The following is a 24,933-nucleotide window of genomic DNA, read 5'->3' on the forward strand; positions in this document are numbered from 1 at the left end:
TCGAGTGAATCAGCGGGGGGAGGCGAGTTCGGGGCGGCCCGGCACGGTGAAGAGCGTTCGCTCGACGTTCGTGCCGTCGAGCTGCGATCGGCCGAGCGCGACGCCGTAGCAGTCGGCGCCGTACAGGTTGCTCGATTGCAGTTGCGCGCCGTCGAGCCGCGCGCGGCGCAGCGACGCGCCGAGCAGGTTCGAGAAGCGCGCGTCCGCGTGCGTCAGATCGGCCTTCGTCAGATCCGCGTGCCGCGCGAGCGCGCGCGTCAGTTGCGCGCCGCTCGCGATCGCGCGCGCGAGGCTCGCGCGGTCGAGCGTCGCGGCGTGCAGATTCGCGTCGCGCAGGTCGACGCCGTCCCAGTTCGCGCCGTCGAGCGCCGCGCCGCTCAGAACGGCGTGCCGGAACGACGTCGATGCGTCTGCGCGCGAGCCGCGCAGCGATGCCGAGCGAAGCTGCGCGCGCGACGCTCGCGCGCCGTACCATTCGGCGCCGTCGCACTGCGCGGATGCGAACACCGCATCCGCGAGCGTCGCGTGCTGGAAGTTCGCGCGCGGCACGCGCGCCGACGTGAAATCGGCGGCGTCGAGCGCGCAGCCCGCGAAGCTCGCATGCGCGCCGTCGAGCCGCGCGGCCGCGAGCCCGGTCATCGCGCTCGCGTCGAATTGCGCGTGCGCGCAATGGCTGTCGGCGAGCGACGCGCGCGTGAAGTCGCCGCCGGTGAAATCGGCGCGATCGAGGCGCGCGCGATCGAGCGCGGCGCCGCGAAACGATGCGCCGGGGGCGGACGTATCGACGAAGGTCGCGTCGCGCAGGTCCGCGTTCGAGAAATCGGCGCGCGACAGCAGCGCGCGCTCGAACGACGCGCCGGCCAGCCGGCAGCCGGAGAAGCCGGTGCGTTCAAGGCGCGCATCGCGGAAGTCCGCGCGTTCGAGCGCGGCCGACGACAGATCCAGGCCGCTCAGGTCGAGGCCGGCGAAGCCGAGCCCGCGCGCGTGGCGCTCGATCACCTGCTCGCGCGTGAGCGGTTCCGCGAGCAGCGCGTCGTCGGCCGGCGGCGCGGCGGGGCGCGTCGCCGCGAGGGCGGGGGCGGCGTCGGCGAGCCCGTTCGCGGGTGGTGGCCGGTCCGGCTCCGCCGGCGTATCCGGTTCGACGATCGCTTCGCCGCTGGCGGGCGCGGCGAGCCCGGCCGTCAGCGCGTCGACGTCGAGCGGTGCATCGAGCGCATCGAGCGCATCGAGCGCGTCCGCGAGGGCTGCGAGCTCAGGCCGGTCCCGCGCGGCCGCCTCCATCTGCGCGCGCGACAGGCCGTGCTGCTCGACGAGCATGCGGATCTGCGTGTCGGCTTGCCGAAGCAGGTCGGCGAGCGACGATGCTTCGCCCGGCGCCTGCGAATTCGGCGAAGCGAGCGGCGAAGCGGGCGGCGAAACATCGCGTTGCCCGCCGGCCGCCGCCGCGTCGTACTGCGCTTGCCATTGCGCGGTCTGCGCATCGAGTTCCGCCGCGAGCGCGGCGAGCTCGTCCAGGTTCATGTCGGCGGGCGCCTCGCGCGCCGGCAGCAGACGCGCGATGTCCGCTTCGGCGATACCCAGCCCGGCGAGCAGCGCGTCGGTTTGCGCGGCGAGCGCCGCCGCGTCCCGTTCGAGCGCGGCCAGTTCCGGCGCGGGCAGCGGCGCAGGCGATTCCGGCACCGCCGGCTGTTCCGCGTGCGAAGCCGATGCCGGCCCGGTCGGCGCTCGATCGGCCGCGCGGCCGGCAGCGGCGCGCGCTTCATCGCCGGCGATCGCCGCAGGCGCAGGCGCAGGCACGAGTGCGGCGGCGGGCGTGAGCGCCGGGCGAGAGCCGTCGTCTTCAGGCACCGGCCGGCCGACGTAAGCGCCGTCGGGCAACGGCGGCGCGTCGGCGCTTTCCCAGCCGGCGATCACGCGCACGACGTCGTCGCCGTCTTCATCGTCGATCGCGGCGAGCGCGCGATACAGGACGATGCCGCACGCCGCGCCGGGGAACAGCCAGACGGTTTCCGCGCGCATCGGGCACGCGTCGATGCGCGCGGCGCCATCGATCGCGCGCTCGACGAAGCAGCGCGCCCGAACGCGCGGCAGCGCGCCGGCGATGACCGGCCGGTCCGCATGCAGGTTGACGAGCTCGATGTCCTCGCCGCCGCGCCAGAATCCGGCGATCCGCTGGTCGCGCGGCGCGGTGTGGAAATGCTCGGCGCGCGTGCCGGCGGGCAGGTGGGGCCAGCGCGCGGCCAGCCAGCGTTCGTCGAATGGCCCGAGATCGCGCGCGCGCTCGGGGGCCGACGGCGGCAGCGCGTGAAATTCGGCGAGCGGTGCTGACGCTCGCGCGTCGACGAGCCGCTCCTTGCACGCCGCGCCGATGCGCGCGCGCACCGCGACCGGCGCGCGCGCGCCGCGTTCGCGGCCCGGCGGCGCATACGCGTCGCCGTAGACGAGAAATTCGCCCGCCGGCTTCGGCAGGCCCTCGTCGAGCGGCGCGTGCCCGTCGAGCCACTGCTGCGCGACTTGCCAGAGCGCGGCCTCCGTCGCGAGATCGCCGGGGCCGGCGGGCGCGCCGGCGCGCAGCGGAAAGCAGGCGAGCGCGCCGATCGACAGCCGGTCGACGCCTTCGAAGCGCAGTGTCCGGCACAGCAGCGCGAGCGACTCGGGTTTGACGATTTTCATGATGGAATCCGAACGAATGCGCCCGTCAGCCGAGCTGGATCAACTGGCCGTCGAATTTCAGCGACGCGCTGCCGTTCAGCTTGACGTTGGTCGCGCGCACGTCGATCGCGCCGTCGCTGCCGAGCTTGAGCGATGCGCTGCCGCAACCGGCCGCGATCTTGCCTTCGTCGAGCTCGACGCTCGATTTGCCCGCCACGACGCCGATCTTCGCCTCGCGCACGTCGAGCTTCGCCTTGCCCTGCGCATGCGCGAGCGTGACGCCGTCGGCCGTCGCGACAAGCCGGTTGCCCTTGAAGCCGAGCTGGGCGCCGGATGCGCTCATCCGCACGGCGCTCAGGTTATTCACGTGTTTCTCGAGCTTTTGCTGGAGGTTGTCGATCTTCAGCGTGACGAGCCTGTGCTTCGCGTTCAGCCCGGCGAGCTTCGCTTCCTTCGCCTTGATCGCGACCGCCGCGACCGCATCGGCGGGCGACGGCGGCGTGGGCACGAGCGCGCTGACGCCGAACGCGTTCTGACGGGTCGACAGCACTTCGTTTTCCGAAATGTCGGCTTCGAGATCGGCGATGTCCTTCACGCAGGCATCGAGATCGCGGCGCAGCCCGATCAGGTCCTTCAGGTCGAGCCTGGTGGCCGGATCGGCCGGCACCGCGAACAGCAGCGTGTCGCTCGCGTGGACGTGCGCGTGCTTCGCCGATTCGACGCCCCAGCGGCCCTTGCCGGCGCTCATCGCGACGCCCGCCGCGCCCGGCCCCTTCGCGTGCGTCGACCATGTGAGCCCGTCGACGGCGAGCGACATCCGCGTCGCGTGCGTGAGGTTCTTCGCGGCGAGGGCGATGCCGTGCTTGCCGAGCGACAGGTCGGCGACGAGCGGCAGCGCCTCCTGCAGCTTCGCGACGTTCGCGAGCAGCGTGCGCGCCGTCGCCATCAGCGCCGTGCTGACGGCGCTCGCGCCGGCAAACTGCGCGGCGGATATGCCGAAGCCCGCCCACGGCAGATCGGCAACCGCGCCGCCGCCCTTGATGAGCCCCGCGGCGGCGGCCGCGGACCCGGCGTTCGCGAGGCCCGACACGATCATGAACTTGCGCACCGTGCCCTTGAGCTTGTCGAGCTGCTTTTGCAGCAGCGCGGATGCGTCCTGCCCGGCGGACAGCCGGATCGCGCCCGTCGCGGACTGCTTGTGCAGCGTCTGCAGCAGCGTCGACGCGCTGTCGTTGATCTCGAATGTCCGGCTGCCGGGCAGCATCCAGCGCAGGTTGCCCTGCAGCGTGGTCAGGAAGTTCGCGCTGACGTCGAGGCTGTTGCGCACGCCGACGTAGACGTCGGTGTTGCCGCCCATCGACACCGAGCACTTGAGCCCGCCCGAGAAGCTGTACGCGTTGCCGAGCGAGAAATCGAACTTGTTGCCGGACGTGAGGAGCGCGAGGCCGCCGCCGGGCCCGACCGCGCCGATGCCGATGTGGTTGTTCGGCGCGTGCAGCCACGTCGCCGCGCCGCTGCCGTCCTTCATGTAGAGCTGGTTGTGCTCGGTCAGAATCCGGTGCGCGGCGGGGTTGCGGCGCGTGACGACGCTGCGGTGCGACGAGTTGGGCACCGCGCCGACGATCACGGGGCGGTCGGGGTCGCCGCCGTCGAAGGCGATCTTCACTTCGGTGCGCTTCAGCAGCGGAAGGTGCATGCCGCGGTCGGCGCCCGCATAGGGCGTGGCCATCCGGATTCGCGCGGAGCCCTGGTTCGCGGGATGCGCGGTGTGCGCGAACGGAAAGCGCACCTTGTACTGCCCGTATTCGTCGAGCTCGGCGAGCTTGCCACCGCCCTCGCCGTCGACGATCGCGCTGATGACGCCCGCCGCGCGCGGCTTCGGCGTCGCGCGCGGCGGCCGGTACTGGACGTCGGCGGCAATCGCGTCGAATTCGGCGCGATAGACGGGCGCGCCCGGCGTCGCGCCGAACGGCGTGCCGAGATCGGGAAACAGCAGGCCCGCCTGCGAGCCGCGATGCGTGACCGCCGTCACCAGATAGCGGCCGTCGAAATCCGCGCGATAGTGGCCCGCGAGCGCGACGAAGCGGCCGGCGCGCAGGCCGGCCGCGGTCGCCTCGCCCGAGAACCGGCGGCCTTCGCAGACGAGCGCCTCGGCGCGCAGCTTCGCGTAGCGCCGGCCTTCGTCCTTCGTGTGGAAATGCTCGTCGCTCGACACCCGCTCGCCGATGCCGTCGCGCGACACGCGCTCGCGCACTTCGAGCGGCAGTTCCGCCTTGCGGTGATTGAAATCGCGCAGCACGACTTCGCGCGGCAGCGGCGTCGCGCGGCACGCGAACGCCTGCACGCGGTTCGATTCGATGCCCGTGTCGAAGTCGGCCGCGGGCAGGTAGCGCAGCGCGAGATCGTCGGCGGGGCCCGGCTGATAGCGGCGGTCGTCGACGATCGCGAGCGTCTCGCGCTTGCCGTCGTGCTCGAAGTAGTAGTAGAGACCTTCCTTTTCCATCCAGCGCGACACGAAATCGAGATGGCTCTCGTCGTACTGGCAGACGAAGCTGCGCTTGCGATAGCCGCTGCCGTGCCGCAGGCGGTAGTCGCGGCTGCCGAACGACGCGCCGCGCAGCACCTGCTTCACGATGTCGGGAATCGTCTGCTCGTTCAGATAGACGTCGGATGCCTTGTACAGCGACAGCCGCCAGAGGCGCGGCACGAGCGTCGCGCGATAGACGGTGAGGTTGCGAAAGCCGTTCAACTGCTCGAATTCGGCGAGCACGCCGGCATAGCGGGTCGTGCCGGCGTCGCCGTATGGCGGCAGGATCGTGAGCGTGGCCCCGCGGCTCAGCATCTTCGCGAAGTCGATTCGCGGCTGCTCGCTCACGAGCGTCAGCTCGAACCGGTACGGCTGCGAGATCGCGTCGCGGCCGGTCAGGTCGACGACCTCGAACGCAGCGTCGTCGTACGCTTCGCTCGCGAACGTGAAGCGCCGCGCGTTCGCGGGCGGCGCGGCGGCATCGTGTCGGTGGGATGGCAACATCGGGAACTCCTGGGCGGCGGGGGGACGTCAGCGCGCGTTGGGCGCGCTGGGCTCATCAGATGCATCGAGCGCATCGGATGCACCCCGCGCATCGCCCCCGGCCGGCCCGTCGGCCGACACGGCGAAGCGGCCGTCGGCGTCCACCGCGACGCGGATCGCGGCCACCTGCGTCGCGTCTGCCGCGCAGACGAGCACGTGCTGCGCGAGCGCGGGCAACACGTGCCGTTGCAGGATGAAGTCGACGTTGCGCGCGCCCGATTCGACTTCGGTGCAGCGCGCGGCGACGTGCGCGACGACGGCGTCGTCGTAGACCACGCGCGTCGCGTGCTGCGCGGCGACGCGCGCCGCGATGCGTTCGAGCTTCAGCCGCGCGATGTCGGCGAGCGCGTCGGGCGCGAGCGTCGCATATGGAATCTCGGTCATCCGCGCGAGCAGCGCGGGCTTGAAATGGCGCGACAGCGCGGGCCGGATCGCTGCGCGCATCGCGTCCGGATCGGGGCGGGCGCCGTGCGCCGCGAGATCGGCGACGGCATCCGCGCCGAGATTCGACGTGAGGAAGATCACCGTGTTCGCGAAGTCGACTTCCTTGCCTTCGCCGTCGGACAGCGTGCCCTTGTCGAACACCTGATAGAACAGGTTCAGCACGTCCGGGTGAGCCTTCTCGACTTCGTCGAGCAGCACGACCGAATAGGGCCGCTGGCGCACCGCCTCGGTCAGCATCCCGCCTTCGCCGTAACCGACGTAGCCGGGCGGCGAGCCGATCAGCCGGCTCACGTCGTGCCGCTCCTGGAATTCGCTCATGTTGACGACGACGATCGAGCGCTCGTCGCCGAACAGCGCGTCGGCGACGGCGAGCGCGGTCTCGGTCTTGCCGGTCCCCGACGGCCCCGCGAGCAGGAACACGCCGAGCGGCCGGCGCGGATCGCGGACGCCGGCCGCGCCCGTCTTCACGGCCTGCGCGATCTGCCCGATCGCGTGATCCTGGCCGCGGATGCGGCGCCTGAGCGTATCGGCGAGCCGCAGCATCACGTTCGCGCGGTCGCGGCGCAGCTTGCCGGCCGCGATGCCGGTCCAGTCGGCCACGACGTCGGCGATCGCGTCCGGATCGACGTCGATTCGCACGAGCCGCGCGTCGCGTTGCGCGTGCTCGAAACGGCGGGTCGCGTCGGCGTGCGCGCGCGCCGCGCGCTCGCGCGCGTCGGCGTGCGAGGCCGGCTCGGCATGCGCGCGAGAGGCGGCCGCGGCGGCCCCGGCACTCGCATCGACATCGGCGATGTCGGCAACGTCGGCAACGTCGGCGACATCGACGGCGTCGGCCGCTTCAGCGGCATCCGCGGCCGCCCGGCACGCGCGGCGCGCGCCGACGAGCGCCTGCGCCGCGTCGCGCTGCGCCGCCCATGCGTCGCGCAACGCGTCGGCGCGCGCGGACAGCGCGGCGTGCTCGCGATCGATGTCGGCGACGCGCGGCGTGTCCGGCGCGCAGCGCTCGGCCAGTTCCTGCCGCAGCGCGCGCCGCTCGCGCTCCAACGCCTGGATCGCGCGCTGCGCGTCCTCGAGCGCGGCGGGCTTCGTCTGCTGGCGCACCTTCACGCGCGCGCACGCGGTGTCGAGCAGGTCGATCGCCTTGTCCGGCAACTGCCGGCCGGTGATGTAGCGCGCCGACAGCTCGGCCGCGGCGACGAGCGCGTCGTCGCGGATCGTCACGCCGTGCGCGTCCTGATAGCGGTCTTTCAGGCCGCGCAGGATCATCACCGACGTCGCGACGTCCGGGCTGTCGAGCTTCACCGGCTGGAAGCGCCGCGCGAGCGCCGCGTCCTTCTCGAAGTGCTTCTTGTATTCGCTCCACGTGGTGGCCGCGATCGTGCGCAGCTCGCCGCGCGCGAGCGCGGGCTTCAGCAGGTTCGCCGCGTCGGACGCGCCCGCCGGGCCGCCCGCGCCGATCAGCGTGTGCGCCTCGTCGACGAACAGCACGACGGGCGTCTGCGACGCGCGGATCTCGGCGATCACGCGCTTGAGCCGCTGCTCGAATTCGCCCTTCACGCTCGCGCCCGCCTGCAGCAGCCCGAGATCGAGGCCGAGCAGCGTCGCGCCGCGCAGCGTCGCCGGCACGTCGCCTTCGGCGATCCGCAGCGCGAGCCCCTCGACGACGGCCGTCTTGCCGACGCCCGGCTCGCCAACGCACACCGGATTGTTCTTGCGCCGCCGCGCGAGGATGTCGACGATCTGGCGGATCTCCGCGTCGCGGCCGAACACCGGGTCGATCCGGCCGGCGCGCGCTTTCGCGGTGAAGTCCTCGCAATAGCGGGCGATCGCGCTCGACGCATCGTGCGCGTCGTTCGCATCGCCCGGCGCGGCGTCGCGCGCGGCGGGCCGGCTCGATTCGATCGATTGCGCGCATGCGCCGCTCGCAAAGCGCGCGACGAGCGCGTCCTTGCGCAGCGACTGCAGCACGTCCTCGCCGCCGGGCGACGGCTGCCGCGCCGCGCGCGCGACCGCGGCGGCGAGCACGGCCGCCGAGCGGATGTGCGTCTCGCCGAGCTCGAGCGACGCGATCAGCCACGCGTCCTGCAGCAGCGCGAGCAGCGACGGCGCGAAGGCGGGGCGTGCGCCGCCGCCCGCCGGCCGCGCATCGAGCGCCGCGTCGGCCTGCCGGCGCAGGCGCGCCGCGTCGGCGCCGCTCGCGCGCAGCAGCAGCGCGACGTCGGCCGACGGCTCGTCGCACAGCCGCGCGAGCAGGTGCTCGACGGCGACGTCGTCGTGCCGGCGCGCGACGCAGGCGCCGACGGCGTTTTCGAGCGCCGTCCGGCAATAGGGGTTGAGCTGTTCGATCAACGGTTTCAGGTCAACCAGCAGCATGATGGGGTCTCGCTTGATCAAAGAGGGAGGGCGGAAGACGGAATTCGGGCGACGCCGCGAGTTGGGGCGCCGGCCCGCCCAGCCACGCGTCGAGCCCGACGCGCGACCATGCGCGGCCGCCGCAGCGCGCGGGCAGCGCGTCGCGCGCGCGCACGCGGACCACGACGTCGACTGTGAACGGCTGCGTCAGATAGAGACGCGCGAGGAACCGGAGCCGGCGGAACGCTTCGCCGCCCGGCATCAGCGCGCGGAACAGCGGGCCGGGCACGTCGCCGAGCACGATCCGCAACCGGGCGCCGTCGTCGCGCATGTGCGTGCCGACGCGCGCGTCGACGCCGAGCCGATGCGCGCGCGCGCCGACGCGGGTGCGCTGATCGCCGGGAAGCGGCAGCCACTGCGGCACGCACGGCTCGATGTCGACCGTCGCGGGCGCGAACGCATCGGCGAGCAGCGCGCGCAGCCCGGACGCCGAGCGCGGCCGCTGGCTCAGCAGCCCGACGTAGCGCAGCAGCGCGTGCGCGTGCAGGCCCGCGTCGCGCGCGACGCGCGCATCGACGCCCGCGAGCGCGTAGAGCGGGCGCAGCGCGTTCTCGTCGCGCTCCTCGACGATCCGCAGCGACAGCCGATGCTTGAGCCAGGCATCGAACAGCAGCGGATAGAGCGCGCGATGCAGCACGTCGAGGAAGCTGCGCGCCGCGTGGCGGCCCTTGAACGCTTCGTCGATCAGGTCTTCGGTATAGAACGTCGGCAGCGGCGACGACACGCCGTACAGCCCGAAGAAGTTCGCGACGACCCGGTAGCCGCCGTCCTCCGCCTTGTCGATGCGCTCGATGTCGGTGTCCGGAAACGACAGCGCGAGATTCGGCCGCGTGTGGATCGGCATCCGCGCGTCGGGCCTGCACGCGGCCGCGTCGCGCCGTTCGCGGACGATGCGCCGCAGCAGCCGGATCGCCTGGAAATACGCGAAGTGCTTCGCCTCGCCGAGCAGCACGGGTTCTAGAGCAGGCATTGCGCCCCCATCCTCGGCGGCCACGCGAAGCGCCCGCCGTCGGGCGACGCGTCGATCTCGACGCGCGTGTACGTGTTGAGCGCCGCGTATTCGGCCAGAAAGCGCTCGAGCACGCAGCCGAACAGATACAGCTCGCCCGCGCCGCCGAACGCGTGCGCGCGGCAGCGCAGCGCGACGTGCTGGCCGCTCAGCATCCGCTCGCCGACGATCCGCGTCTCGGCGCGCACGTCGACCGATTCGATGCCGTCGATGCGGCGGCGGTCGGCTTGCGCGCGCGCATCGTCGCCGCGCTCGCCGAACGCGTGGAGCGCGAGCATCTGCTTCAGGTTGTCGACGTTGCCGAGTGACAGGAAATTCAGCGCGAGATGGCCGATGGTCCGCCACAGCAGCGGCTCGCCGAGCGGCGGATCGAGCGGCGGGCTCACCGGCGCGATGTTCGCGAACGCGAAGCGCTCGGGCGAGCTGTCGGTCGGACGGCACACGTCGCCGATCTTCAGGCGCGCGGGCAGCGCGCCGTTCGTGCACGACAGGCCGATCGACAGCGTTTCCGTCGCGAGCGCCTCGCCGGGCGGATACGCGAGCGCCAGATGGACGTCGTGCCCGCGTCCGTCGAGCGCCGCGCGGCGAATCAGCCGGTAGCTCGCGGCGTCGCCCGCGACACCCGCGTCGCCCGCGACGCCGAACGGAACGTAATGCCGGTCAACAGGATGGCCGGGGCGATAGCCGACCACGCGATCGACCGAGTGGATCCGGCAGTGGCCGTGCGCGTCGCCTTCGGGTTGCAGCCGGTAGTCGGTCGCGCGATGCTCGTGCTGGATCGGCACCGCCTCGTGCGCGAACAGGTTCAGCGCGGGGGCGACGTTCAGCCGGAAGCTGTCGCGATCGATGCCCGCCAGCCAGTCGGGGGCGCAATCGAGCGCGAGCCACACGCTGAACTGCGCGCCCGAGCGCGCGGCGCGCCAGCGCTCGAGGCCGCTCAGCTCGACGAACAGGAATTTCTCGGCGAACGCGAAATACTCGTGCAGCAGCCTGAAGCCGGGGAACGCGCGCTCGGGGCAGGGCAGCAGCGCGTCGTCGAAGCCCGCCGGTCGCAGCGCGCGGCTGCCGAGCGCGCAGCGCGGGCCGGGCCGATCCGGCGGGCCGCACGCGATGTCGACCGATGCGACGTGCCGCATCAGGAGCGCGAACAGCCGGCTCGCGTGCAGCCGCTCGCCGGCGACGAACAGGCGAATGCGCGCCGCATCCCATTCGCTCGCGTCGATGCCGAGCATCTCGAAATCGAGCCGCAGCGCGGGCCCGCCTTCCGCGGGCGGCACGAACCGGCAGCCGGCGAGCGCGACCGGCTCGACATCGAGGCTGCCGCACGTGCGGAACCGGCAGGCCGTGCCGTCGACGGGCGTCGATTCGATCTCGGTGCCGGCCGCGATCACCGCGCGCTCGCGCAGCGCGCCGCGCGGCTCGAACGCGATCAGCGTCGCCGCCGGAACCGGGCAGAGCGAGTGCGGAAACAACAGGTTCGCGAGCGCCTGCACGAGCTCCGGCAGGCCGTCGTCGAGCTTTTGCCGCGCGAGCCCCGTCAGAAACGCGACGCCTTCGAGCAGCCGCTCGACGTCCGGGTCGCCCGACGGCGCGCCGAGCATCGGCGCGAGCAGCGGGTACGCGCGGCCGAACTCGGCGGCGAGCTCGCGCAGGCGGACGAGCTCGTCCTCGTAATAGCGATTCAGCGTGGTGGTGGTCATGATGGACGCGCGGCGAAAGCGCGCGCGCTCAGGAAATGGTTCGGATATCGATCTTTCCGTTGCCGCCGACGGTCGTCAGAAAGCGCGCCGGCACTTCGCGCGCGTCGATCACGAGCTGCGCGTCGAGACTGAAGTGCAGCGTCGTCGCGCCGGGCGCGCGCTCGGCGAGCGCGATGCGCGGCGATTTCAGCCGCGGCTCGTAGCACGCGATCACGCGCTCGATCTGCGCCTCGATCTCGCGGGCGGACCCTTGTGCGAAGCCGCCCGCGAGATTCGTGAAGTCCGGCACGCCGAAGGCCGGATCGATCGGCACGTGGCCTTGCCGCGTGTTCAGGATGCGGCGCAGGTGATCGATGATCGAGCGCGTGAGCGCGTCGGCGCGAGGCAGGCGAGCATGCTCGCCGCCCGCCTCCCAGTCCGCGATGCGTTCGAGCAGGCGACGCCCGCCCGTCGGCCGGCGCGCCGGCGGGCGCGCGCTCACTTCTTCGGTGTGAGCCATGAGTCTTCGGCCTCGATGCCGTCCAGCACGTAGGTCCACGTGATCTTCTCGTAGGTGAACGACACGTCTTCCATGTGACTGAGCTCCTTGTTGTCGAGCACGAGGCAGTTCGGCGTCCACGAGCGGATTTCCATCAGGATCGCGTTCTCGAGCTTGACCGTGTAGTAATGCTCTTGTTTGCCATCCTTATTGATCCGCCAGTACTCGAGCACGACCGACTTCATGTGCTCGCCGGACGTGAGCGCCTGCGCCAGCTTCGGCGACGACTTGTCGATCTCCTTCGTCAGCATCATCGGCCCGTGAATTCGCGGGCCGGTCGGCAGGCCGGTCTGCAGGTTCTTCGGGATCTCGATCTTGTGCTCGACGCCCTGGACGAGAATCTTGTTCTCGTGGCCCGCGATGGCGCAGGAGCCCTCGATGTTGCCCTGGGTTTCCCCTTCGAGCGTGAGATAGCACGGCATCGGCATGGTGAATTCCTCCTGATGTGGCGGCGCGCCGCGCGGCGCGCCGGATTGACGAACGCCGCGGCCCGACGCGGGGCCGCTGACGTGAAACGATTATTGGCGGCGCGGATTGGATTTTCGTTTCGGCGCAGCGCCCGAACGTCACGGATGAAACATTCGGCGCGCAAGCGCCGAGGGCCGCGCGCCATCAGCGCTTTTCGAGCTTGCCGACGAGCGACAGCGTGAACGACGCGCCCATGTACTTGAAATGCGGCCGCACCTTCATGTCGACGCGGTACCAGCCCGGCTCGCCCTCGACGTCCGACACGAAGATCTCCGCCTGGCGCAGCGGCCGGCGGCTGCGCACGCCCTCGGTGGGGTTGTCCATGTCCGCGACGTACTGGCGGATCCACTGGTTGAGCTCCTGCTCGAGATCGCCGCGCTCCTTCCACGTGCCGATGTTCTCGCGCTGGATCACCTTGATGTAATGCGCGAGCCGGTTGACGACGAAGATGTACGGCAGTTGCGTGCCGAGCCGGTAATTCAGTTCGGCTTCCTTGCCTTCCTTGCCGATGCCGAAGAATTTCGGCTTTTGTGTCGAATTGGCGGAGAAGAACGCGGCGTTGTCGCTGTGCTTGCGCATCGTGAGCGCGATGAAGCCCTGCTCGGCGAGCTCGAACTCGCGGCGCTCGGAAATCAGCACGTCGGTCGGGATCTTGTTCTGGATCTCGCCCATCGCCTCGTATGCATAGAGCGGCAGATCGGCGACCGTGCCGCCGCCCTTCGGGCCGATCACGTTCGCGCACCAGCGGTAGTCGGCGAAGCTCGCGGTGAGCCGCGTCGCGAACGCGAACGCCGCGTTGCCCCACAGGAAATCCGCGTCGCCGCCATCGACGCGCTCGTCGTAGTTGAAGCGCTTGACGGGCGTCGTGTTCGCGCCGTATGGCAGCCGCAGCAGGAAGCGCGGCAGCGTGAGGCCGACGTAGCGCGCGTCCTCGCTTTCGCGAAACGCGTTCCACTTCGCGAATTGCGGCCCCTCGAACAGCGACGCCAGATCCTTCACGTTCGGCAGCTTGCCGAACGAATCGATGCCGAAGAACGCGGGGCCCGCCGCCGCGACGAACGGCGTGTGCGCCATCGCCGCCGTGCTCGCGGCGTATTGCAGCAGCTTGACGTCCTGCGCGCCCGGCCCGAACGTGTAGTTCGCGACGATCGCGCCGATCGGCTGGCCGCCGAACTGGCCGTACTCGGCCGTGTAGACCTTCTGGTACAGGCCGGATTTCGTGATGTCGGGCGAATCGTCGAAATCGTCGAGGAGCGCCGCCTTGCCGACGTCGAGGAACTGGATCCTGATGTTCTCGCGGAAATCCGTGCGCTGGACGAGGAACTTCAGCGAGCGCCACGTCGATTCGAGCTGCTGAAAATCCGGATCGTGGAGGATCGCGTCGACCTGCCGGCACAGCTTGCGGTCGATCTCGGCGATCATGTCGTCGATCGTCGCCTGGCTCACGGTCTCGATCGGGCGCTTCGGTTTCGCCAGATGCGCGACGAATGCCTGGATGCCTTGGCGCGTGATCGGATACGCGTCCTCATCGCGCTTCACGCGCGCGGCCTCGATCAGCTCGTCGAGCAGCGACGCGGGGGAGTCGGGCGCCGCCGCGTGCGGCGCGTCGTCGTTCTTCGGGGATTGCAGGTGTTCGCCTTCCATGGTCGTCTGTTCCGTGTCGCGGTTCATTGGTCGTCGAGGCCGAGTTCGGTGAGCAGTTGCTTGCGCGCGCCCTTGTCGGCGACGATCTCCTGGATGCGCCTGCGAAAGCCCGGGATGTTGCCGAGCGGGCCCTTCAGCGCCTTCAGCGCGTCGCGCAGCGCGACGAGCTGCTTCAGTTCGGGCACCGTCTCGACGATCGCGTCGGGCGAGAAATCGTCGATCGATTCGAAGCCGAGCGCGACGGCCAGGCGTTCGTCTTCGCCCGCCTGATCGTCGAGCAGGTTCGGCACGCTCAGCGCGAGCCGAAGGCGCTGCGCCTTCATCACATCGTTGAAGTCGTCCTTGTCGACGTTCACGGGCGCGAGCTCCTCGAGCGGCGGCTTGTCGTCGGCCGTCGAGAATTCGCCGAGCACGAGCACCTTGAGCGGCAGCTCGACTTCCGCTTTCGCGTCGCCCGTGGCCGGGCGATAGACGATGTTGACCCGCTCTTTCGGCGCGACGGATCCGTTCGTTGTCATGTTGGGTTCTCCTCTTCGTTGTCGCTCGCGGGCGACGGTCGTGTCCGGATGCGCGCGGCGTTTTGCATGAAACGCTCAAAAGCCGCACCGGCGGGGCCAGTATCGAAGGAAAGACGGAACCGGCGTTAGCCGCCGGGTTCCAATTTTTGGTCGCCGCGTGCCGCCTTCGTTGCGGATGAAAAGAACGGCGCGACGCATCGCCAAGATCGATTGATGTCCGAAACAAAGACGGTTTAGTATTCGCCGACCGCTGAGACCTATGCACGAAAATTCCATCGATGCCGGCCCGCCCGCGCGCGCCCGGCCCGCACGCATCAAGCAGGCGTCGCGCCGCGCGCCGCGCCGCGGCGATCGCACATTCGCGCCGGGCGGCGCGCTGAACGCGGCGGGGCTGCTGCTGCTGCTGCTGTTCTACGCGAATCATCTGCTGACGCGGCCGGGCGCATGCACGTCGCTCAATCACACGCTGTCGGCCGTCGTGTGGCCCGCCCCGGTACTGGGCATCGCGTTGCTGCTGCATTGCCGGCGGCCGCTCGCGTGGGGGCTCGGCGTGGTTTCGCTGTTCGTCACGCTGCTCGCCGCGGGCTCGCTCGATTGGGTGCCGTGGCGCGTCGACGCGTTGTTCGCGGCCGTCAACGCAATCGAGGCGGTCGCGGGCGCGTGGCTCGCGCGGCGCTACGTGAGCCCGGGCGGCGGCGTGGACACGCTGCGCGGCTTCGCGATGTTCGTGCTGCTGTTGCCGCTCGGCATGGCGGCGATGCATGCGACGCTCGCGGCGGCGATCCTGTCCGTGTGGCTGAACGATCGCGAGTGGCTGAACGAATGGTCGCGTGCGTATGCGGCAAACGCGCTCGCATTGCTCGCGTTGCTTCCGGCGCTTCTCACGTGGAACGCGCGCGCTTGCCGCGCGGCGTGGTCGCGCAGCCGGAATCAGTTGCCCGCGCTCGCGACCTTCGGTTCGCTGTGCTTCGCATCGATATGGGGCGACCAGGCCGAGGTCGCGCGCGCGTTGCTCGCGCTGTCGTTGTGCTGGGCCGGGATCGAGGGCGGTCTCGTGCTCGCGTCCCAGCTCAACGCGCTCGCGGCGATCGCCCTGATCGCGATGACGCTCGGCGGCCGCGGGCCGTATGCATTGCATTACGACGGTCACGGCGTCTGGGCGCTGCAGGTCGATCTGATCGGCGTCGCGATCCTGTCGATGTGCATCGCGATCGCGACGGGCGAGCGACGCCGGCTCGCGCGGCAGATCGAGCGATCGCGCAGGTTCGAGTCGCTCGGCTTCTTCGCGGGCGGGATCGTTCACGACTTCAACAACGTGCTGACGACGATCGATTGCCATGCCGAATATGCCTCCGATCGGCTGGCGGGCGGCGCGCGCGCGGACGAGTCGATCGACGAAATTCATCGCGCGGTCGAGCGGGGGCGCGATCTGACGACGCAGATCCTGCTCGCCGCGCGCCGCGGCGAACCCGTGCTGACGCGGGTGAGCGTCGACGAGGTCGTCGACGACGCGCTCGCCGCGATGCGCGCGGCCGCCCTGCGCGGCATCGAGATCGTCCGGTGCGGCGATGACGCGTGCGGCGACGCGCGGCGTGACGATGCCCGTCACGTCGTATTCGCCGATCGCAGCCAGCTCGCGCGCGCGGTCATGAATCTCGTCGGCAACGCAGTGCGCGCGGCGCGCGCGACGGTCGTCGTGCGTGTCGGTGCGAACGACGGTGCGAACGACGGCGGCGCGCCGGCCGCCGACGCATTCGATGTCGCGATCGGCGAGCCGTCGGTGCCGGGCGGCGTATGGATCGAGGTGAGCGACGACGGCGACGGCATCGGCGTCGAGCCGCTCGACCGCATCTTCGAGCCGTTCTATTCAAACCGGTCCGGCGCGCCGGGCACGGGGCTCGGCCTGGCGATCGTCGCGGGCGCGGCGATCGCGCATCGCGGGCAGATCGCCGTCGCGACGGATCGCGGCGCGGGCAGCCGCTTCAGGCTCACATTGCCCGCGGCGCACGGGACGGGCGAATCGGGCGCATCGGGCGCACCGGGAGAAGCGGACGCCGGCGCGCGCGGCGCAGTACAGGAGAAGAAACGATGAATGCGACAAGATCGCCGGCGGTGCTCGTCGTCGAGGACGACGAGCCGTTGCGGCGCGTGCTCTGCAATTACCTGTCGGGCCACGGCATGGCCGTGGACGGCGTGGGGACGGCGGCTGCGGCCGCCGATTCGGTCGAGCGGCGCGAATACGAAATGGTGCTGCTCGACCTCGGTCTGCCGGATGGAGACGGCATCGACGTGCTGCTGCGCTGGCGCGATTCGCAGCGCTTTCCGCTCATCTGCGTGACGGGCCGAAGCGAAGAGGCCGATCGCATCATGGGCCTCGAATTCGGCGCGGACGATTACGTCGTGAAGCCGTACTCGCTGCGCGAGGTGCTCGCGCGGATGCGCGCGCTGTGGCGGCGCGCCGAGCCGTCGACAACGCCCGTGCGGCGCGGCAGGCATCCGCGCGCATACCGTTTCGACGGCTGGACGCTGAACATGAACACGCGCCGGCTGTCGACGCGCGACGCGCAGGACGTTCCGCTGACAGTCGGCGAATTCAATCTGCTGGCGTTTTTTCTCGGCTCGCCGTCGCGCGTCGTCACGCGTGCGCAGTTGCTCGAGTGCACGCGCGCGTTCGACGACGTGTTCGATCGCGCGGTCGACGTGCAGATCTGGCGGCTGCGCAAGAAGATCGAGAAGAATCCGAAGCATCCCGAACTGATTCGAACGGAGCGCGGCGTCGGCTACTACTTCGCCGCGACGAACGTGGAGACGCTATGGGAATGAGCGAACGGCCTCGGCCGGGCGGCGCGGCGCCGGTTGCGCGCCCGCCCGTGGATGTCGACGCGCTTGCCGCGCTGGGGCGCACGGACATCGATCCAGCCGCGCCCGCGGGGGCCGACGTGCGCGCCGACGCGCGGTTCGATGCGCTGCACGCGGAACTCGCGAAGCTCGCATCGCCGGGCGCGAGCGGGCACGTCGACTGGCGCTCGGCGATGAATCTCGCCGCCGGGCTGCTGCGCGATCGAGGCAAGGATCTGCTCGTCGGCTGTTATCTGGCGGGCGCGCTGCTGCAGATCGGCGGCGCGGCGGGGCTGCGCTGCGGGCTCGAAGTCGTCGGCGATCTCGTCGAGCGTCATTGGGACGCGATGTCGCCGCCGGTGGCGCGGATGCGGGCGCGGCGCGGGGCGCTGCAATGGCTGCTCGATCGCGTCGACGCGACGCGGGACGCCGGCGCGGCCGCATGCGGCCGCGCTTGTCCGGCCGAACTGGTCGGGCAATTGCGCGCGGCCGCGCGGCGGATCGATGCGCTGCTGGCGGAGCGCGACGACGACGCGCCGACGATGCGCGCGGTGAATGCGTTCGCGGACCGGCTGCCGGTCGAGCCAGTCGAGTCGAACGCGATGGATGCGCCCGTCGCGGTGGGCGAGACTTCCGCGAGCCTCGCGGCCCGCTCCGCCGGGCAGGCATCAGTCGAGCCGGCCGATCGCACGGCGTTGCGCGCGAACGCCGACGCCGCCCGGCAACCGGCGTCGCTCGCCGATGCGGCCGGCCGCGAGCGCGCGCTCGCCGATGCGCTCGCGCAACTGCATCGCATCGCAGCGGCGTTCGCGCAAGCGGACTGGACGGACGTGCGCGGCGTCCGGCTGCGCCGCTTCGCGTGCTGGTCGAGCGTGCACACGCTGCCGGACACGGAAGCGGACAGCGGACGGACGCGGATCGCCGCGCCGAATGCGCAGATCGTCGACGTGGCGAAAGGCATCGACGTGCAAGGCGAGCCCGCGGATGCCGTCCGCTTCGCCGAAGAGCACGCGCAGGCGTTCCCGCTCTGGCTGGATCTACAGCGGATCGCCGCGCGCGCGCTCGCGCGCGGCGACTGCGCCGACGCGCAACGCGAGGTGGAGGCGGCGGTTCGTGCGCTGCTCGCGCGGCTGCCGGGTCTCGATGCGCTGAAATTCGCGGACGGCACGCCGTTCGCCGACGACGCGACGCGCGCGTGGCTCGCCGGGCTTTCCGTGCAGGGCGGCGCGCGGAATGCGGCGGTGCCGCTTTCGTCTTCGCCGTCCTTGCCGATGACGGGCGACCCGGATCGTGCGCAGGGCGATGCGCGCGAAGCGGCCGCCGACGACGCCATCGATCGTGCAAGCGCGCTCGCCGCAAGCGGCCGGATCGATCTCGCGCTACAAGCGATTCAGCAAGCGATCGATCGCGCGCCGGGCGCCGAACGCCGGTTGAGGGCGCGCATCCGGTTGTGCGAGCTCGCGCGCGATCATTGGGCGCATGAGATTCCCGACGCGCTCGCGCGCGGCGTGATCGAGCCGATCCGCCGGCACGACTTGCTCGCATGGGACTCCGAACTGGCGCTCGACGGCTTGTCGGTCGCGTATGCGCTGCTGATTCGGCGCGATCGCGATTCGGCGCACGCGCGGACGGTGCTCGACGAGATCGCGGGCGTCGACGCGGCGCGGGCGATGCGTTTGTCGATGTGAAGGGAAACGCGCGGGACGCGGCGCGGCAGGGCGCTTGCCCGTGCATGCGCCGAGCGTGCCGATGCGAAGCTGTGTCGTTCGCTCGCGTAACGGGGGCGCGGCGATCGCGCGAGAGGGGGCGGGGTTGTCGTTGCCGCGCATGCAGCGCGTGGCGTGCGGCGCGCGAAGAGCGAAGAGCGCGCCGCGACGTGCCGCCGCCCGTAAGCGGTCGGGCACGTCGCGGCGCGAGCGGATCAGGACATCCGGGAATCGGCGGCGGCCGGACCCGGCCGTAGCGCCTGTGCGGGCGCATGGCGCGCGCCGCTCGGCGCGGCGCATGCCGACGTGGCCGGGTCGGCGGACGGCGCCGCCTTGATCGTGTTGAAGATGCCCCAGCCGCGATTGATGTACACGCCGGTCTCGTGCTCGCCGCTCATCGACCGGATGCTCTCGTTGAACTCTTCCATGTAGGAGGGCCTGCCTTGCGAGGCCGACGCGCCGGCGTCGACATGCGTGACGGGTGTGGGTTCGGCGTCGCGAGTGCAGCCGCCGAGGCTCGCGATCGACAACGCGAGCGCCGGGAGGGTTGATAGAAGGATCGGAAATTTCATCGTGCCGTTTGCTTCCTTGACGATGTGTGCGATGCGCGCTTGCGGGCGCTCACCATTGCCAGCTCATGCCGACGCCGACCGCATTGCCGCCTGCGCTCATCGCGACGCCCGCGCGCACCTTGAGGTTTTCGCTGATGCGCGCGGTGCCGCCGAGCGCGACGGCGCGATGGCCCTTGTAGACCGCGCCGCCGACGCCGATCGACAGGGTCTTGTCGCGGTCGACATCGGGAATCATCGTCAGCGCGGTTGCCGCGGCGACGCCGGAATACGCGTCGCGCGCGGTGTCGGAGATGCTCTGCTGAAGGTCGCCGATGCGCTGGTTCGTGTAGGCGTTCGCATTCGACATCGCGAGGTTCAACTGACCGACATTCACGGCATCGGTGGCTTGCGTGCCGGCTGCGACGTGCACGATTTGTCGTTCGTCACCGTGACGACCGACGGATACCGTGTTGTTACGATCCGCTATGGAGCCAGCGCCGAGCGCGACAGCATTTTGACCGGACGCATTTGCTTCGGCGCCGATCGCGGTTGACCGGCTACCGCTCGCTTGAGCGAGCCATCCGCTCGCAGGCGAATCGCTGTCCTTAGCGCGTGCAGGGAGGTCAAGAGCAATAGAGTTCGTGCCCATTGCTGAGGCACCGGCCGAATTGAAGTTGATGGTGACGTTTGTTGCGGGTCCTGAAGTTGGTGTCGCGTTAGGAATCGACGGCAGTTGTGTCGGCTGCGTCGGCTGCGTCGGCTGCGTCGGCTGTGTCGGCTGTGTCGGCTGTGTCGGCTGCATCGGCTGCATCGGCTGCATCGGCGGTGTCGGCGGTGTCGGCGGTGTCGGCGGCGGCGGCGGCGGCGGCGGCGGCGGCGGCGGCGGCGGCGGCGGCGGCGGCGGGACTTTGTCTGGTAGCGTGCGGTTCCCAACTGGTTTCAATTTAATGCCACCTTTTTTTATCTGCTCGATCACCGCGTTAAACGCCGTACTTTCAGCCTGTTCGATAGCGAGCGCATCCGTGGAAAAGCCGAGGGCCAGCGGAGCGATGGACGAACATAGCAGATGCGCGAAGCGCTGAAATTGAACGGTCGATGCGGCTCGCCCGGTGTCTTGTTGAGCATGAGAGCGGGGAAGACGGTGATATTTCATACGGTGAGGATGTATAGAACCAATGAGGCGGATTGTCGGGTGGGGGAATCAACTGGCGATAGCAGGAATCGATCGAATCGTGTGCTTGATTTGCTCGACGCTCACGAGCCGCGCACATTCGAACTGCCGCAACGTCCCCGCATGACGCGGGCACGCCGACGCATCGGCATCGTCGAAGTTCGCGCTTGCGTCGTTCCAGCAGCTATTGCACGCATGGAAATTGATCACGCGATACGGCGTGTCGAATTCGCTGACGGGATGCGTGAATCCGCTGATGAGCACGACGGGCGCGCCGGCCGCCCATGCGAGCCACGCGAGATCGCCGGGCACGCCGATCAGGCACGCCGCATGCCGCAGCCACCGCGCGCGCTCGGTCCACGGCGTGTCGGGTGGAAGAACGTGCGCGGCCTGCGCGAGCGCGCTGCTTTCGTCGACGACGTCCGGCGAAGGCGAATCGACGCAGACGATCCGATAGCCGGCCGCCGTCAGAAACCGCTGCAAATCCCGCCAGCCGCCGGGCCGCTCCCAGCGCGCGCAGCGCAGCGCGCTTTGCGCGGCGATGCAGACATAGCGGCCCGCGAGCGGCCGGCTGTCGTCGGCTAGCTCGATGCGCGGCGGCGCCTCGCGCGGATCGACGCCGAGCATGTACGCGGCGCTGCGGTGCGCGCCGACGAGTTGCGGCGCGCTTGGCTGGTACGCGCGCGCTTCGTCGCCGGAAAAGCGCCCGAGCCGGTACGTCGCGTAGTAGCACTCGGGCTTGACGAGCTCGGGCGTCACGAAATCGATGTCCGGGTGGCCCGGTTTGAGCAGTGAGATCAGCGGCGCCGGCATCGAGCACGTCAGCCTGCAGCGATGTTGCCGCTGGAATTTCACGGCATAGCCGAACCAGCCGAGCGCCTCGCCAAGCCGCCCCGCTTCGAACTGAATCAGCACGGGCTTGCCGTGCGCGTCGAACTGATGCTTGAAGACGCGCTTGCCGCCCGCGTCGATCTCGATCAGGAACGGCACGAAGTGCTTCCGCGTGCTCGTCACGACGCCCGCGCCGATCTGCGTGTCGAACAGCGGCATGTCGGTGTGCGCGTCGCGCAGGCGGACCGTCCAGTCTCCGTCCGGCAGCAGCACGCGGCAGCCGTCGTTGAAGTCGAAGCGCACGCCTTCGGTGCCGGACCACGTCGGCATGTCGGCGGGCGGCGTGAAGCCGCGCGCGTGCGTTCCGTTCGGCGCGGCTATCGGCTGCGGTGCGCACGGATGCGATCCTGAGAACGTGACCTTCGGCACGTCGTACGCGCTTCGTCTGGCGTTCGCATCGGAATACGAAAGAGAGGAGTGCATGATGACAATCGTTGTTCGGTGGCGCGCCGCAATGCGGGCGAAAAAGGCGCGTGCGTCTTGGTGCGGAACCGCGCGCGCGGCGATGGCCGTTGCACGGCGACGCTTTTCCGCTTGCGACGCAACGCGCAGGGAGGTCGTTACGTTCGACTAAGCGAGCGGATTCGCATCGGCGAAGCCCAATGCCGGCGCCTGATCGTTTTTTTCAGGCGTGGAGGCTTTCTCGTCGCGCAACGGCTGCTCGTCGCGCGCGATGTACTTGTCCAGCAGCGCATCGAGTATCGCGACGGTTTCGACGTCGGGCACGCCGTCGTATCGTGCTGGGCGGAAATGCATCTGGAATGCCGCGATCGCGTCCGTCGTCCGCAAATCGAGCGCGCCGGTTTGCGGCGTGTCGTAGCCGTATGCGAGGAGTTTCGCCTGGAGTTCGGCGACCTCTCCGCGAAACGGCCGGCAGGCGCGGTAGTACGCGACGGCGATCGCGTCCGGCCACGCGCCGACGCCGTATTGCTCGTACAGCGTCCGCCACGGAAAGAGCGGGCCGGGATCGAGCTTGCGGCCGGGCGCGATGTCGGAATGCCCGACGACCTTCTGCGGCGGGATCGCGTGACGCGCGACGATGTCGGCCGCGAGTCGGCCGACGGCCGCCATCTGCTCGTCCGGGAACGGCGACCATCGGCGCTGCATCAGCGGCGCGTCTTCGTCCGCATCGGGAAAGCCGGCGTTGACGATCTCGATGCCGATCGAGCCCGCGTTGAGCAGGCGCTCGCCTTGCCAGTAGCTGACGCCCGCGTGCCACGCGCGCCTCGATTCCGGCACGAGCGCGAACACGCGAAAGCGCTTGCCTTCGTCGGCCGCATCGGGCACGAGATAGTGCGCGCTGACGGGCCGCGTCGGATCGGTCAGCAGTGCGACGGAGCGCGCGAGCGGTTGCGCGGTGTAGTGCAGCACGAGCGTGCGCACGCGCGAGTCCTGGTTCGGCGACGAGATCGACGGGGCGATCGCCAAGTCATGCGCACGGCGTGCGTCGCTTGCGCTGCGCGAGTTGCCGCCGGCGGCATGCGCGGCGTACGGCGATGCGAGCACGCCTGCGGTGCATAGCGAGGCGCGCGCAATGAATCGGCGGCGTTTCGCGTTCACGATGTCGTCGCGTCGCGTTTGACGTGGTTGGCTCATTCAGTGGTTCCTCTTGGGCGAGCGTCCGGCGCGATCCCGGTAGCGGGACGATCGCGATCCGCATCGCGATGCATGCGCCGACAGAACGGCTTCGGCAGCGGCAGCGCCGATCGTTCGGCCGATCATTCAGCAGCGCGATTATTTCAAGCAGCGGGCGTTCGGGCGTCGGGGAAACAACCGATATCGGGCGATTCGGTCACGTCGATTTTTGAAGCGCTCGAAGCGGCGCCGTTCCGGACGCCGCCGTCTTTTCATTGCGCGGCGAGCTGCTTGCGCATCGCGTCGACGAACGCGGGGTCCGTCTCGCCGAGCGTGTTCGTATGCGCAACGATGCGGCCGTCGGCATCGAGCAGCACGATCGTGCTCGAATGGTTGAATTCGCCGCTCGCGAGCTTGCGGTACTGAACGCCAAGCAGCGCGGCGACGGTCCGCGTGCTGGCGCGGTCGGTGCGCGCGAGCCGCCAGCGCGCGTCGAGGCCGTGCGCGTTCGCGGTCTTGCGCAGCACCGCAACCGAATCGCGATCGGGATCGATCGTCACCGCGACGACCTTGATACGCTTGCGTGCGGGCTCGCCGCCCGCGTCGAGCGTGAGGCCGATCGTCTCGAACAGCATCGGGCATACCATCTTGCACGACGTGTAGAACATGCTGACGAGCGTCGGCGTGCCGCGCAGATCGGCAAGGCAAAATGTTTTGCCATCCTGATCGGTCAGCGTTGCGTTCGCCTGATACAGCGAATCGCTTGCCGACGCGGCGGCCGCGGTGGTTGCGGCGGCGGCAAGGCCCGCGCCGTGAGCCGCCGTCGCGACGCACGCGGCGGCGATCAGCGCGAGCGCGCCGCGCGGCCCGAGAGAGTCGAGCTTCATGGTTGGTCTCCTGAAATCGAACGGGCGCAGCGAAAGCCGAGGCTTCCGGTCGAATCCGCGCCGGTGAGGGAAGACAGCAGCGCGACGCGCATCAGCACCGCGTAGCTGTCGCGGCGCACGATGCTGATCGCGCCTGCGCCGCAGAAGCGCTGCTGGTCCGGGTCGCCTTGCGTGCGGCTGTCGCCGCTGATGAAAAGGGCGTTGAAGTCGTCGACCCATTCCCAGATCAGCCCGTGCAGGTCGCGCACGCCATAGACGTTCGGCGCGCTGCCGACGCTCGGCGGCACGCGCGCCGCCGGCTGTTCGTACCACGACAGGATCTGCCGGCGCCACCGCGGATCGTTGCGCGCGTCGGTGCGCGTCGCGTCGGCGGCCGCCGCGTACTCCCATTCGAGCCACGTCGGCAGCCGCGCGCCTTCGCTCGCGCAATACGCGCGCGCGGCGAACCAGCTCACGCCCGTGACGGGCGCGTCGGGCGGCGTCGCGGAAGCCGGCTGCAGCGGTTCGGCCCAGTCGACGAGATACGCGGGGCCGGCGAACACGCGCGCGACGCGGTCGCGCCGCCATTCGGGATGCGTGCTGACGAACGCGGCGAACGCGCGAACCGTCACCGGCGTATCCTGCAGCTCGAACGCGTCGATGTGAACGGGCGTCGAGCGGCCCGGCACATCCTGCGGCAGCGCGCTCTCGAAATCGCCGCCCGGCAGCCGCACGAAGCGCGCGGCGTGCGCGGCGTGCGCGATCGTCACGCCGAACGCGAGCGTCAGCGCGACGATCGCGAGGCCGGCGAGCCGCGCGGCGCTCGCCGCACGGCCGGCATGGCGTGGTGTCGACGCGCGCATGGCGGTTCTCCGTGACG

18 protein-coding genes are annotated in these 24,933 nt (G+C 70.4%); 3 read left to right on the plus strand and 15 right to left on the minus strand.

Going from position 1 to position 24,933, the window contains the following annotated elements; all coding sequences use genetic code 11:
- Nucleotides 1-9: 9 nt before the first annotated feature.
- From AQ610_RS23305 to tssB, 9 genes are all read right to left on the minus strand, one after another.
- Nucleotides 10-2,673 (minus strand): type VI secretion system accessory protein TagAB-5, encoded by a 2,664-nt coding sequence (locus tag AQ610_RS23305; RefSeq protein WP_006028874.1) that lies wholly within the window; start codon nt 2,671-2,673, stop codon nt 10-12.
- 25 nt (nt 2,674-2,698) lie between these two features.
- A complete protein-coding gene (locus AQ610_RS23310; protein ID WP_006028873.1) occupies nt 2,699-5,683 on the minus strand; it encodes a type VI secretion system Vgr family protein in 2,985 nt (994 codons plus the stop codon).
- A 27-nt stretch (nt 5,684-5,710) separates the two neighbouring features.
- Entirely contained in the window at nt 5,711-8,539 is a 2,829-nt protein-coding gene (gene tssH, locus AQ610_RS23315) for a type VI secretion system ATPase TssH (protein ID WP_006028872.1), read from the minus strand.
- A complete protein-coding gene (gene tssG, locus AQ610_RS23320) occupies nt 8,526-9,548 on the minus strand; it encodes a type VI secretion system baseplate subunit TssG (RefSeq protein WP_043283161.1) in 1,023 nt (340 codons plus the stop codon). Before tssG ends, tssH begins: the two co-directional genes overlap by 14 nt.
- Nucleotides 9,536-11,287 carry a type VI secretion system baseplate subunit TssF gene (gene tssF / locus AQ610_RS23325; protein ID WP_006028870.1) on the minus strand — a complete coding sequence of 584 codons (1,752 nt, stop codon included), beginning with the start codon at nt 11,285-11,287 and terminating at the stop codon, nt 9,536-9,538. The genes tssG and tssF overlap by 13 nt, the downstream gene beginning before the upstream one ends.
- 28 nt (nt 11,288-11,315) lie before the next feature.
- Nucleotides 11,316-11,786: a type VI secretion system baseplate subunit TssE gene (gene tssE / locus AQ610_RS23330; RefSeq protein ID WP_006028869.1), complete on the minus strand. Its 471-nt coding sequence runs from the start codon at nt 11,784-11,786 to the stop codon at nt 11,316-11,318.
- Nucleotides 11,765-12,253, minus strand: a complete 489-nt coding sequence (locus AQ610_RS23335) for an Hcp family type VI secretion system effector (RefSeq protein WP_009915381.1) — start codon at nt 12,251-12,253, stop codon at nt 11,765-11,767. Before AQ610_RS23335 ends, tssE begins: the two co-directional genes overlap by 22 nt.
- Nucleotides 12,254-12,437: 184 nt before the next feature.
- Nucleotides 12,438-13,964: a type VI secretion system contractile sheath large subunit gene (gene tssC, locus AQ610_RS23340; protein ID WP_006028867.1), complete on the minus strand. Its 1,527-nt coding sequence runs from the start codon at nt 13,962-13,964 to the stop codon at nt 12,438-12,440.
- The gene (gene tssB, locus AQ610_RS23345; protein ID WP_006028866.1) at nt 13,961-14,455 is read right to left on the minus strand and encodes a type VI secretion system contractile sheath small subunit; all 495 of its coding nucleotides are present in this window, start codon (nt 14,453-14,455) and stop codon (nt 13,961-13,963) included. Before tssB ends, tssC begins: the two co-directional genes overlap by 4 nt.
- 259 nt (nt 14,456-14,714) lie before the next feature.
- Between tssB and AQ610_RS23350 the strand changes: the two genes are divergently transcribed.
- From AQ610_RS23350 to tssA, 3 genes are read left to right on the plus strand one after another with little or no spacing between them, the layout of a single operon-like run.
- Entirely contained in the window at nt 14,715-16,547 is a 1,833-nt protein-coding gene (locus AQ610_RS23350) for an ATP-binding protein (protein ID WP_006028865.1), read from the plus strand.
- Nucleotides 16,544-17,278 carry a response regulator VirG gene (virG, locus tag AQ610_RS23355; protein WP_009915376.1) on the plus strand — a complete coding sequence of 245 codons (735 nt, stop codon included), beginning with the start codon at nt 16,544-16,546 and terminating at the stop codon, nt 17,276-17,278. The genes AQ610_RS23350 and virG overlap by 4 nt, the downstream gene beginning before the upstream one ends.
- On the plus strand, nt 17,269-18,981 hold the full coding sequence (gene tssA, locus AQ610_RS23360) for a type VI secretion system protein TssA (protein WP_043283160.1): 1,713 nt from the start codon (nt 17,269-17,271) through the stop codon (nt 18,979-18,981). Before virG ends, tssA begins: the two co-directional genes overlap by 10 nt.
- A 233-nt stretch (nt 18,982-19,214) precedes the next feature.
- Here tssA and bimD read toward each other — a convergent pair whose 3' ends face one another.
- From bimD to AQ610_RS23390, 6 genes are all read right to left on the minus strand, one after another.
- The gene (gene bimD / locus AQ610_RS23365) at nt 19,215-19,571 is read right to left on the minus strand and encodes a protein BimD (protein WP_006028862.1); all 357 of its coding nucleotides are present in this window, start codon (nt 19,569-19,571) and stop codon (nt 19,215-19,217) included.
- 49 nt (nt 19,572-19,620) lie between these two features.
- Entirely contained in the window at nt 19,621-20,703 is a 1,083-nt protein-coding gene (gene bimA / locus AQ610_RS34645) for a trimeric autotransporter actin-nucleating factor BimA (RefSeq protein ID WP_080595215.1), read from the minus strand.
- Nucleotides 20,704-20,751: 48 nt separating this feature from the next.
- A complete protein-coding gene (locus AQ610_RS23375) occupies nt 20,752-22,035 on the minus strand; it encodes an autotransporter strand-loop-strand O-heptosyltransferase (protein ID WP_006028860.1) in 1,284 nt (427 codons plus the stop codon).
- A gap of 147 nt (nt 22,036-22,182) precedes the next feature.
- A complete protein-coding gene (locus tag AQ610_RS23380; RefSeq protein WP_009915369.1) occupies nt 22,183-23,208 on the minus strand; it encodes an N-acetylmuramoyl-L-alanine amidase in 1,026 nt (341 codons plus the stop codon).
- 251 nt (nt 23,209-23,459) lie between these two features.
- The gene (locus tag AQ610_RS23385) at nt 23,460-24,074 is read right to left on the minus strand and encodes an SCO family protein (RefSeq protein ID WP_006028858.1); all 615 of its coding nucleotides are present in this window, start codon (nt 24,072-24,074) and stop codon (nt 23,460-23,462) included.
- On the minus strand, nt 24,071-24,916 hold the full coding sequence (locus AQ610_RS23390) for a formylglycine-generating enzyme family protein (RefSeq protein WP_006028857.1): 846 nt from the start codon (nt 24,914-24,916) through the stop codon (nt 24,071-24,073). The genes AQ610_RS23385 and AQ610_RS23390 overlap by 4 nt, the downstream gene beginning before the upstream one ends.
- Between the last annotated feature and the right edge of the window lie 17 nt (nt 24,917-24,933).

It is taken from the genome of Burkholderia humptydooensis, from assembly GCF_001513745.1.
GTDB lineage: Bacteria > Pseudomonadota > Gammaproteobacteria > Burkholderiales > Burkholderiaceae > Burkholderia > Burkholderia humptydooensis.